Source organism: Curtobacterium sp. MCBD17_019 (assembly GCF_003234555.1).
Taxonomy (GTDB): Bacteria; Actinomycetota; Actinomycetes; order Actinomycetales; family Microbacteriaceae; genus Curtobacterium.
Map to the genome: position 1 here is coordinate 20,129 of NZ_QKTT01000023.1, position 10,866 is coordinate 30,994.

The following is a 10,866-nucleotide window of genomic DNA, read 5'->3' on the forward strand; positions in this document are numbered from 1 at the left end:
GGCTGCCGCGGACCTCCTGTCCTGCGTTGTCACCAGGCTGCCCGCGCGCCGGTGGGGGAGGGCCGCGGGGTGCCGCCGACGGTTCGGAGGAGGTGCAGCGTGTGCGCGCGGGTGGGCGGCGGTGCAGCGAGAGCGTGTCCAGCAGATCCCCGTCCGGTCGACGACTCAGGAATCCTCGGCCGGGAGGGGCGTGGCGGCTCCGTCTCCTGCCTGCCGTCCTGAGTTGTCGGCGGCGGAGCGGGGCCCGCATCCGCGGCGGGATGGGAGCGGCGCCCGCGTCGCGTCGACGGTCCAGGCGTGCGCTGCTTGGAGGGACGCAGCAGGGCCGCCGCGAGCCTCCCGTCCTGCACGGACCCGGACCTGGACCCGGAACGGATCCGGACCCGGACCCGGAACGGACCCGGACCCCCAACCCGGCCCGGACCCGGACCCGGACGCGGCGGAGCCCCGGCGCGCGCACGCGTCGGGGCTCCGTGTCCCGGTGGGCCGGCGGCCCCGAGGGAGGTGACTCAGGCCGCCTGGAGGACGAGCTGGATGTCGAGGGTGATCGTGACGTCGTTGCCGAGGGTGAACCCGCCGGCCTCGAGCGCCGCGTTCCAGTTCACGCCGAACTCGGTGCGGTCGATCTTCGTGGTGGCCTCGGCGCCGAGCTTGGTCTGGCCGTAGCCGTCGGTGGTGATGCCGCCGAGCTCGGTCTTCAGCGTGACGGGCTTGGTGACGCCGCGGAGGGTGAGCTCGCCGTGGATGAGGAGGTCGTCGCCGTGCTCCCGGATGCCCGTCGAGCGGAACACCATCTGCGGGTGCTCGTCCGCGGCGAAGAAGTCGCTCGTCGCGAGGTGCTGGTCGCGGGCCTCCTGGCCGGTCTTGACGCTGGCGATGTCGATGGTCGCCTCGACGGTCGACTCGAGCGGGTTCTCGGCGGTGACGGCGGTCACGTCGAAGGTCTGGAACGTGCCCTTGACCTTGCTGATGGCGAGGTGGCGGACGGAGAAGCTGACCTCGGAGTGGGTCGGGTCGAGCTTCCAGGTGCCGGCGATGTAGCCGGGGATGGCGGCGGCGGTGATGGCCATGGAGTTCTCCTCGTGGTGCTGGGACGTTCGTCGCGGCCCGGTGACCGCTGGTCGATGCAAGCGCATCGGTCGGCAGTCTAACCCGGGATCGCCGAAAAAGGTTGTAGCGACTACTAAATGGTCGGGACGGGCGTGTCGCCGTGCGACCCGACCGCGTGGATCAGGCCGGACGGGAGGTCGGGGAGACCGACTTCGACGCGTCGCGCTCCGCGATCGAGCCGATGGCGTCGTCGATGCGCTGCATCGCCTCGGCGTCGAGGGTCACCCCCGCCGCGACGACGTTGTCGACGACCTGCTGCGGCCGGGAGGCCCCGATGATGGCCGACGCGACGTTGTCGTTCTGCAGGACCCACGCGATCGACAGCTGCGCCATCGACAGGCCGAGGTCGTCCGCGATCGGCTGCAGGGCCTGGACGCGCTCGAGCACGTCGTCGCGCATCCAGCGCGAGATCATCTGCGCGCCGCCCTTCTCGTCCGTCGCGCGGGAGCCCTCGGGGAGCGGCTGACCCGGCTTGTACTTGCCCGTCAGCACACCCTGGGCGATCGGGGAGAACACGATCTGCGACAGCCCGAGCTGCTTCGAGGTCGGGATGACCTCGCCCTCGATGACGCGCCAGAGCATCGAGTACTGCGGCTGGTTCGCGATGAGCTGGAACCCGAGCTGCTGGGCGAGCTCGTGTCCGGCGCGGATCTGGTCCGCGGTCCACTCGGAGACACCGATGTAGAGCGCCTTGCCCTGCCGCACCACGTCGGCGAAGGCCTGCATGGTCTCCTCGAGGGGCGTCTCGTGGTCGTAACGGTGCGCCTGGTAGAGGTCGACGTAGTCGGTCTGGAGGCGCTGCAGCGAACCGTCGATCGACTCGAGGATGTGCTTGCGCGAGAGGCCGACGTCGTTGTGCCCCTTCGGGCCGGTCGGCCAGTACACCTTCGTGAAGACCTCGAGGGACTGTCGCCGCTCGCCCTTGAGCGCCTCGCCGAGGACGGTCTCGGCGGCCGTGTTCGCGTACGTGTCCGCCGTGTCGAACGTGGTGATGCCGGCGTCGAGGGCCGCGCGCACACACTGCGTCGCGACGTCGTTCTCGACCTGCGACCCGTGGGTGAGCCAGTTGCCGTAGGTGATCTCGGAGATCTTCAGTCCGCTGTTGCCGAGGTATCGGAATTCCATGCTCCGGACGCTACCGGAACGGTACCGATCCGGCGCTCGGGAGGGCGCCCCGGGCCTCCCGGCCGACCTGCCGGCGTGTGTCGGGGATGTGAACGTCGGGTGACGCGGCCCTGGCAATGGCCTGCACATGTCTGTACCCGGCCCAAACCGTCGCGGGGACCACCCTCGAATGGGTGTCATGACCCGAGCAACCACCCCCGTCCAGGGGCGACCCGTTCAGGGGACGGCGGACGTCCTCGTGGAGGCGGTGACCGGAGGCGTACCCGTCGTCCCACGGTCCCGTCCCCATGCGGTGCGCCTCCCGCCGGCCGTGCGTCGGCGCCCCCTGCCCTCGGTTCGTCGGCGCCTCCCGAAGGCCGCGGCCGTCCGGGAACTCGCGTCGTTCGGAGCGGTCGGTGGCGTGTCCTTCGTGGTCGACGTGGGCGTCTACAACCTGCTCCGCGCCACGGTGCTCGACGACAAGCCCGTCGGCGCCAAGATCGTCTCCGTCGCCGTCGCGACCCTCGTCGCGTGGCTCGGCAACCGGTTCCTGACGTTCCGGTCCCAGCGGACCGCGAACCGTCGAGAGACGGCTCGCGAAGGTGCCCTGTTCGTCCTGTCGAACCTCATCGGGCTCGGCATCGCGACCGGGTGCCTCTTCGTGTCCCACTACCTGCTCGGTTTCACCTCGACCCTCGCCGACAACGTCGCCGGCAACGGAGTCGGCCTCGTGCTCGGCACGATCTTCCGCTTCGTCGCCTACAAGGCAGTCGTTTTCCGCATCAAGGAGGCACCGGTTGATGAATGAGACAGCAGTCGCGGCGCTCGCGTCGATCTCGCGCATCACGGCGGCGGGCCCGCTGTTGAAGCCGAGTCACGACGCGCCCGCGACCGACACCCCGAACCGCGGCACCACATCCGTGCCGACCGGCGGTTCCGGGTCCACCCACCACGCGGTGTGGAGCCTGGGGGAGTGGATCGGGTACTCGGCGCTCATCGCCGTGTCGATCCTCCTGACCGTGGTGGCGCTGTCGACCCTCTGGTGGATGCTGCACGCATGGCGGTCGCGCGAGGCGCTGCGGCAGACCAGCTTCAGCCAGAGCCCTCGTCCCGCGGCCCACCGGTTCACGCTCCTGGTGCCGGGGCGGCACGAACAGGACGTCATGGGCGAGACGCTCGACCAGCTCGCCCGGCAGGACCACCCCGATTTCGAGATCATCGCGATCGTCGGCGAGGACGACCCCGAGACCGACGCCGTCGTCCGGGCCGCCGCCCGACGCCACCCGGACCTCATCCGGGTCGTGGTCGACGACACCGCCCCGAAGAACAAGCCGAAGGCGATGAACCTCGCCCTGCAGCACGCGACCGGCGACGTCGTGGGCGTGTTCGACGCGGAGGACGAGGTGTACCCCCACCTGCTCACGCTCGTCGACTCCCGGTTCCAGGAGACCGGCGCCGACGTCGTGCAGGGCGGCGTGCAGCTCATGAACTTCCGGTCGAGCTGGTGGAGCCTGCGGAACGTCCTCGAGTACTACTTCTGGTTCCGGTCCCGCCTGCACTTCCACGCCGAGTCGAAGTTCATCCCCCTCGGCGGCAACACCGTGTTCGTCACGAAGGAACGTCTCGACTGGTCGAACGGCTGGGACGCCGGCTGCCTCGCCGAGGACTGCGAGCTCGGCGTGCGGCTCTCCGCCGACGGCGCCAAGGTGGTCGTCGCCTACAGCCCGGAGGCGGTCACCCGCGAGGAGACCCCGCCGACCTTCGCGTCCCTCCTCAAGCAGCGCACGCGCTGGAACCAGGGGTTCCTGCAGGTGCTCGGCAAGGGGGAGTGGAAGCAGCTCCCGAGCGCGAAGCAGCGGTTCTTCGCCCGGTACCTGCTCACCATGCCGTTCATCCAGGCGGCGACGGGGCTCCTCATCCCGCTGAGCGTCCTCATGATCGTGTTCGTCAAGGTGCCGACGGTCATCGCGCTCATCAGCTTCATCCCCGTCGCGCCCACCCTGATGCTCCTGGCCGTCGAGGTGGTCGGGCTCAACGAGTTCGGCCGCATCTACCAGGAGAAGGTCCGCATCCGCGACTACGTCAAGCTCGTCGTCGGCCTCGTGCCGTACCAGATCTTCCTCGCCGCCGCCGCCGTCCGGGCGGTCGTCCGGCACCTGCAGGGTCTCAACGCCTGGGAGAAGACCGAGCACACGAACCAGCACCGTCCCGCCGCCGTCCAGGGCTTCGCATCCGCGGTGACCCAGGACGTGGCGGCACCGACCAGCTCGCACGGCGTCCTGGCGATGGCCGGCGCGGACACCACCCGAGGAGGCGACCGATGACCGCGAGCGCGACACACACCCCGGCGGCCGGCAACATCGGGACCGGTCGTGCCCTCCGTGACCAGTCGCTCATCGCGACGTGGGTCGCCCGGCACGGCGCGAGTCTCGTCTGGGTCGCCCCACTCCTGGCGATCACCGCGGTGGTGCAGGCCTGGAACATGACCGGGACCCCGCAGCGCATCGACGACGAGGGCACCTACACGGCGCAGGCCTGGGCCATCGGCCACCTCGGCGAACTGACGCACTACACGTACTGGTACGACCACCCGCCGCTCGGCTGGATCCAGATCGCCGGGTACACGCAGCTGACCGGCGCGTGGCTGCGCTACCCGTACGCGGTCGACGCGGCCCGCGAGGCCATGGTGTTCTTCGCCGTGGTGTCCGCCGCGCTCCTGTTCGTCCTCGGACGCAAGCTCGGGCTGTCGCGGGCGGGCGCCACCGTCGCCGGGCTGCTCTTCGCGCTGTCCCCGCTCGCCGTGCAGTACCACCGCACGGTGTACATCGACAACGTCGCGACGCCGTGGCTCATCGCCGCGTTCGTGTTCGCCCTGAGCCGACGACAGCAGCTCGCCGGCTTCACCGCGGCGGCCGCGTGCCTCGGGGTCGCGGTGCTGAGCAAGGAGACCTACCTGCTCGCGTTGCCGTTCGTCGCCTGGATCGCGATCCGCCGCGCCGACCCCTCGACGCGGCGGTACGCACTGAGCGTCGCCGGCGCCGTGCTCGCCATCATCGGCGGCGGGTACATCATGCTCGCCGCGGTCAAGGGCGAACTCCTGCCGCGCTCCGGTCAGGTCAGCCTGCTCGACGGCATCACGTACCAGCTCGGCTCCAGGAACGCGAGCGGATCGATCTTCGACCCGTCGAGCCTGGCGTCGAAGGCGGTGTCCCAGTGGTGGGACCTCGACCCCGTGTTCATCGTGTTCGGCTCGGCCGCAGCGATCGTCGGGCTGTTCCTGCGCCGGGTCCGACCGATCGCCGCGCTCCTGGTGTTCCTGCTCGCGATGATGTTCCGACCGAACGGCTACCTGCCGGTCCCGTACGTCATCATGCTCATCCCGATCGGTGCGGTCCTCGTGGCGTACACCGCCGAGCGTGCGGTGATCGCCGTCATGGGTCTGGGACGCCGTCGGGTCCGCGCTCGTCGGGCGGTCGGGCTCACCTGGCTCGTCGCGTGCGCCGCCGCCCTCGTGGTGGCCGTCCCGCTGTGGACCGTGCAGCTCCGCGGGTTCTTCCTCGCCGACCTGGACAAGCCGATGCAGCAGGCCGAGAACTGGGTCGGCGGCAACGTGCCGAAGAGCTCGCGGCTGCTCGTCGACGACGCGATGTGGGTGGACCTCGTCCACGACGGCTTCGCCCGCGACAACGTCATCTGGTACTACAAGCTCGACACCGACGGCGCGGTCGAGCGGCAGTCGCCAGACGGGTGGCGCGACTCGGACTACGTCGTCACGACGGACTCGATGCGCACCGGCGGCACGAGCTCGAAGGACGTCCACGCCGCCATCGCGAACTCGAGCATCGTCGCCTCGTTCGGCACCGGCGACCAAGAGGTCGACGTGCGCCGCATCCACTCCGAGGGCCACACTGCAGCACGGACGGAGATCACCCGCGCCGCGGACGTCCGGAAGACGCTCGGCACGCAGCTCGCGCGGAACCCGGGCCTGCACGCCACCGACGAGGCCGCGAGTCAGCTGCGCGCGGGCCAGGTCGACCAACGGGCGATCCTCGTGCTCGGTCAGCTGCTCGCCGCGCAGACCGTGCGCCTCGACACGTTCACGCCGCTCCCCGGCGAGACCGGCCAGACCTTCCGCCGACTCGTCGTCCACGGCACCTCGACCGCTGCCACCGTGCGCATGCAGAAGACGCTGCAGGCCATGACCGGCACGTTCCAACCGAAGCGCGTCCTGCGTTCCGGTGACACCCTGACGATCACCTTCTCGGCGATCGACCCGGCGACCACGGTCGTCACCTCGACGCCGTGACGGTGCGGGGGCGTCCCTGGCCCCCGCACCACCACGACGCCGACAACCGACGCGGACCCGATTCCGCAGGAGGAGCCCTCATGTCCACCCGAACCACCACGACGCCCACCCGAACGCTCCGCGCCCGGCGCCTCACCATCGCCGGCGCCGTCGCCGGTGTCGTCGTCGCCGCCACCGTCGGCGTCGGCGCCCCCGCGAACGCCGCCGCCCAGCCCGACGGCTGGCTCCGCGTCGGACACCTGTCGCCCGACACGAAGGGGGTCGACGTGCAGCTGTCGAACCTGTCCGGCGGGGCCAAGGTGTTCGAGCTCGACGACGTCGAGTACGGCCAGGTGAGCCCCTACAAGGAGCTCCCCGCCGGGACGTACGTGCTGTCGATGCGGGCGGCGGACTCGCCGGACTCGACGCCGGTGATCTCCACCGACGTCACCGTCAAGGCCGGCTCGCCGACCACCGTCGTCGCCTACGGGAAGAACAAGCGGCTGCGCACCACGGCGTTCGCCGACGACCTCACGAAGCCGGGGGACGGCCAGGCGCGACTCCGACTCGTGCAGGCCGCGACGAACGCCAAGGAGATCGACGTGAAGACCTCCACCGGCACGACGGTCGCCCAGGACGCCCGGTTCGGCACCGCGACGCAGTACGCCACCGTCGACGCCGGCAAGTGGACCCTGAACGTGTCCGGCGGAGGCCAGCGGGGAACGGCCTCGGTCGACCTCGGCAGCGGCACCGTCTCGACGCTGTTCGTCCTCGACAACAGCGCCGGCAAGCTCACGGTGGTGCCCGTCGTCGACAGCGCCGCGACGGCCTCGGCCCCGGTCGGCGGGGTCCAGACCGGTGGGGGTGGCACCGCCGCCGAGGGGCCGTTCACGCGCTTCGAACACGCGGTGATCCGGTTCCTCCACGGGCTGGCCCACTGACCGCATGACGAGGAGACAGTGGATGACCTCGGCCCTCGTGGCCGTCGTCGCGGTCGCGTTGACCATCGGCATCGCGATCGTCGCGACGGCCCCGGGCCGATCGACGGACACCGAGCGGGCGGCGCAACCGGCCTCCACCGCAACGTCCGGCTCGGCCCCGGGCGGACGGCGATCGGCCGCGACGCTCCGCGAGGACTTCCTCGACCGGTACGTGCGGGGCGGCCGCGTCGTCCGGACCGACCAGGGCGGCGACACCGTGAGCGAGGGGCAGGCGTACGGCATGCTCGTCGCGCTCGCATCGGGTGACCAGCGGCGGTTCCGCAGCATCTGGTCGTGGACGAGGCAGCACCTCCAGGGCGACGACCACCTGCTCGCCTGGCGGTGGACGACGGAGGGCGGGACCGCGGACGAGCAGTCGGCGAGCGACGCCGACCTCGACGCCGCACGCGCCCTCGTGCTCGCCGGCGAGCGGTTCGACCGGCCGTCGTACACGACCGCCGGGAAGCAGATGGCGTCGGCGATCCTCGATCGCGAGACCGCCCAGACCGACGCCGGGCGGATCCTCCTGCCCGGCCCGTGGGCCGCGACGGGCCAGCCGTACGCCTACGACGCGTCGTACGCGTCACCCGTCGCGTTCGCGGTCCTCGCGAAGGCGACCGGCGACCCGCGATGGGAGCAGCTCGAACGCGGCTCGCACGCCGTCACCGGGACGATCCTGGCGAACGCGGCGTTGCCGAGCGACTGGTCGCAGGTCCACCAGGACGGCACCGTCGACCCCATGCCGTCCGCGAACGGCACCGGCGGCCCCGTGGTCTACGGGTGGGACGCGATGCGCATGCCGCTCCGGTACGCCGAGTCGTGCACCGCGTCGGACCGGGCGCTCGCCGGCTCGATCGCACCGACCCTCCAGCGGAACACCCAGCTCGCCGCGCAGCTCGACCTCGGCGGCACCGCGGTCACCGACTCGACGAGCGCGCTCGCCTACGCGGCTCGCGCCGCCAGCGAGCAGGCCACCGGGTCGACCACCGCGGCGTCGCGCGACCTGCTCCGCGCCGACCGCACCGCGGCCACGACGCACACGTACTACGGCGACGCGTGGGCCGCGCTCGGCGCGACGATGCTCACCTCCGACGTCCTCGGCGGCTGCGCGACGAGCTCGGGCGGTGCGTCGTGATCCGCCTGCCCCGTTGGATGTGGGTGACCGGCGCCGCCGCGCTCGTGGTGGTCGGTGGGAGTGCCGGGGTCGCCACCGCGGTGGCGGCCGGCCGGGAGGCTCCGAGCGCCACCGGTACGTCGGCTGCGGCGGGCGCGCACGCCGCGGGTGCCTCCGGTGCGCCGCGGTCGTCCGGGGCTGGCGCTCACGCTGGCGGTGCCAACTCGTCCGGGTCGTCGCGCTCGTCCGGCGGCGGTGGGACCAACGCGGCCCCGGGCCTCCAGGACCCGACCGCGAACCGCGCCCCCACGACCGCGGCAGACGCGACACCGACGCGGGTCGAGGTCCCGTCCATCGGTGTCGACGCATCGCTCGAGCACCTGCACAAGGACGCCAGCGGCGCGCTGCAACCGCCGACCCAGTGGATGGACGCGGGGTGGTTCAGCGACGGCGTCGTCCCCGGGCACACCGGACCGGCCGTCATCGCGGGGCACGTCGACTCGATCACGAGCGCAGCCGTGTTCTTCAAGCTCGACGAACTCGCTCCCGGAGACGACATCGCGGTCGGCATGTCGGACGGCACCACGATCCACTTCACGGTCACCGGCACCGAACGAGCGCCGAAGACCGCGTTCCCGACGAACGACGTCTACGGCCCCACCCCGACGCCCGAGCTGCGGCTCATCACCTGCGACGGCGCGTTCGACCGCGCGACCGGCCACTACGTCGACAACCTGATCGTGTTCGCAGACCTCGCGAACGACTGAGCGGTGCGTGAACGGTATCGTCCGTTCGTGCCCACCGAGGAGACATCACGCATGAACGACGCCCTCGTCGTCATCCCCACGTACAACGAGAAGGACAACGTGCGGGCCATCGTCGCGCGCACGCTGCGGGCATCGGACCGTGTCGACGTCCTCGTCGTGGACGACAACTCGCCCGACGGCACCGGCGCCATCGCCGACGAGCTCGCCGCTGCGGACCCGCGAGTGCGGGTGCTGCACCGGTCCGAGAAGAACGGTCTCGGCGGCGCCTACCTCGCCGGCTTCGCCTGGGGGCTCGAGCGCGGGTACGAGCGGCTCGTGGAGATGGACGCCGACGGCTCGCACCACCCCGAGTACCTGCCGCACATGCTCGAGCTGTCCGAGACGAACGACCTCGTGCTCGGCTCCCGCTGGGTCCCCGGCGGCGAGGTCGAGAACTGGCCTTGGCACCGGTCGCTGCTCTCGCGCGGTGGCAACCTGTACTCCCGCCTCGCCCTCGGCATCGCGGTGCACGACGCCACCGGCGGGTTCCGCGTGTTCACCGCCCCCGCGCTCCGGCGCATCGACCTGACCGGGATCGCGTCGCGCGGGTACTGCTTCCAGGTCGACCTGTGCTGGCGTGCGCTCGAAGCCGGGCTCCGCGTCGTCGAGACGCCCATCACGTTCACCGAGCGCGAGTTCGGCGTGTCCAAGATGAGCGGGAACATCGTGCGCGAGTCGCTCACCCTCGTGACGAAGTGGGGCGTCGACCGCAGGATCCGCGAGGTGAAGTCGCTCGTGCTGCACCGGCGGCGGCTGCCGTCGGTGCGCGCGAACGCGCACGTCGCGGCGTAGCTCTCGCCCGCGCGCGGCGGAGGTCGGGCGCGCGGGGGGCGTGGCTCGGGCGCGGCGCGGCGCCGCCCCGCTCACCGTCGCCCTCCTCTGGCGAGAATTCAGGAGGACCGGTGCCCGCGCCTCCCGGCCGTCGCCATGGCGTTTGGAGCTTCCTGCGTTGTCGACGCGAGCGAGGACGGCGTGGGACGCCGGTCGGGCCCGCCGAGCGTGGGCACCGTGCCAGCGTCCCCCTCCTCTGGTGACGATGCAGGAGGACCGGTGCCGGGCCTCCCGGGCGTCGCCATGGCGTGCGCCGCTTCCTGCGCTCTCGACGTGAGCGGGCGCGGTCCCACTGTCGGTCCGGGCCGCGGGCGGTCGATCGGGATCCGGGGCCGCCGGCGCGCGAGACGCGACAACTCAGGAGGATCGGTCGCGCGCTCCGCCGCGTTCCCGTGGGCTCGTGGGTTCTCCTGCGTTGTAGACGTGGACGTGGACGTGGACGTGCGGGCGATCCCGCGGCGTCCGCGCGCACCTGGTGGTGCACGCGAGATCCTCCGTCCTCCGTCCTCCGTCCTCCGTCCTCCGTCCTCCGTCCTCCGTCCTCCGTCCTCCGTCCTCCGTCCTCCGTCCTCCGTCCTCCGTCCTCCGTCCTCCGTCCTCCGTCCTCCGTCCTCCGTCCTCCGTCCTCCGTCCTCC

At 71.6% G+C, this 10,866-nt stretch carries 9 protein-coding genes; 7 read left to right on the forward strand and 2 right to left on the reverse strand.

What is annotated here, in order from left to right; all coding sequences use genetic code 11:
* Nucleotides 1-509: 509 nt before the first annotated feature.
* Nucleotides 510-1,070 (reverse strand): YceI family protein, encoded by a 561-nt coding sequence (locus DEI82_RS15195; RefSeq protein ID WP_111037495.1) that lies wholly within the window; start codon nt 1,068-1,070, stop codon nt 510-512.
* 160 nt (nt 1,071-1,230) lie between these two features.
* The gene (locus DEI82_RS15200; protein WP_111037496.1) at nt 1,231-2,235 is read right to left on the reverse strand and encodes an aldo/keto reductase family protein; all 1,005 of its coding nucleotides are present in this window, start codon (nt 2,233-2,235) and stop codon (nt 1,231-1,233) included.
* Between the two features lie 178 nt (nt 2,236-2,413).
* Between DEI82_RS15200 and DEI82_RS15205 the strand changes: the two genes are divergently transcribed.
* From DEI82_RS15205 to DEI82_RS15235, 7 genes are all read left to right on the forward strand, one after another.
* On the forward strand, nt 2,414-3,022 hold the full coding sequence (locus DEI82_RS15205) for a GtrA family protein (protein WP_111013604.1): 609 nt from the start codon (nt 2,414-2,416) through the stop codon (nt 3,020-3,022).
* Nucleotides 3,015-4,538, forward strand: a complete 1,524-nt coding sequence (locus DEI82_RS15210; protein ID WP_181435246.1) for a glycosyltransferase family 2 protein — start codon at nt 3,015-3,017, stop codon at nt 4,536-4,538. The genes DEI82_RS15205 and DEI82_RS15210 overlap by 8 nt, the downstream gene beginning before the upstream one ends.
* Nucleotides 4,535-6,520, forward strand: coding sequence for a glycosyltransferase family 39 protein (locus DEI82_RS15215; protein WP_111037497.1), 1,986 nt, complete (start codon nt 4,535-4,537; stop codon nt 6,518-6,520). Before DEI82_RS15210 ends, DEI82_RS15215 begins: the two co-directional genes overlap by 4 nt.
* A gap of 80 nt (nt 6,521-6,600) precedes the next feature.
* The gene (locus DEI82_RS15220; RefSeq protein WP_111011591.1) at nt 6,601-7,440 is read left to right on the forward strand and encodes a DUF4397 domain-containing protein; all 840 of its coding nucleotides are present in this window, start codon (nt 6,601-6,603) and stop codon (nt 7,438-7,440) included.
* Between the two features lie 22 nt (nt 7,441-7,462).
* Nucleotides 7,463-8,614 (forward strand): glycosyl hydrolase family 8, encoded by a 1,152-nt coding sequence (locus tag DEI82_RS15225; RefSeq protein ID WP_181435247.1) that lies wholly within the window; start codon nt 7,463-7,465, stop codon nt 8,612-8,614.
* Nucleotides 8,615-8,637: 23 nt separating this feature from the next.
* Entirely contained in the window at nt 8,638-9,360 is a 723-nt protein-coding gene (locus DEI82_RS15230) for a class F sortase (RefSeq protein ID WP_146242948.1), read from the forward strand.
* A 51-nt stretch (nt 9,361-9,411) separates the two neighbouring features.
* Nucleotides 9,412-10,191, forward strand: coding sequence for a polyprenol monophosphomannose synthase (locus DEI82_RS15235; RefSeq protein ID WP_111037500.1), 780 nt, complete (start codon nt 9,412-9,414; stop codon nt 10,189-10,191).
* The last annotated feature ends 675 nt before the right edge of the window (nt 10,192-10,866 follow it).

What these genes read in the sequence shown, in the direction of transcription:
- DEI82_RS15195 (WP_111037495.1), bottom strand. Translation starts at nt 1,070, where the DNA reads ATGGCCATCACCGCCGCCGCCATCCCCGGCTACATCGCCGGCACCTGG.
- DEI82_RS15200 (WP_111037496.1), bottom strand. Translation starts at nt 2,235, where the DNA reads ATGGAATTCCGATACCTCGGCAACAGCGGACTGAAGATCTCCGAGATC.
- DEI82_RS15205 (WP_111013604.1), top strand. Translation starts at nt 2,414, where the DNA reads ATGACCCGAGCAACCACCCCCGTCCAGGGGCGACCCGTTCAGGGGACG.
- DEI82_RS15210 (WP_181435246.1), top strand. Translation starts at nt 3,015, where the DNA reads ATGAATGAGACAGCAGTCGCGGCGCTCGCGTCGATCTCGCGCATCACG.
- DEI82_RS15215 (WP_111037497.1), top strand. Translation starts at nt 4,535, where the DNA reads ATGACCGCGAGCGCGACACACACCCCGGCGGCCGGCAACATCGGGACC.
- DEI82_RS15220 (WP_111011591.1), top strand. Translation starts at nt 6,601, where the DNA reads ATGTCCACCCGAACCACCACGACGCCCACCCGAACGCTCCGCGCCCGG.
- DEI82_RS15225 (WP_181435247.1), top strand. Translation starts at nt 7,463, where the DNA reads ATGACCTCGGCCCTCGTGGCCGTCGTCGCGGTCGCGTTGACCATCGGC.
- DEI82_RS15235 (WP_111037500.1), top strand. Translation starts at nt 9,412, where the DNA reads ATGAACGACGCCCTCGTCGTCATCCCCACGTACAACGAGAAGGACAAC.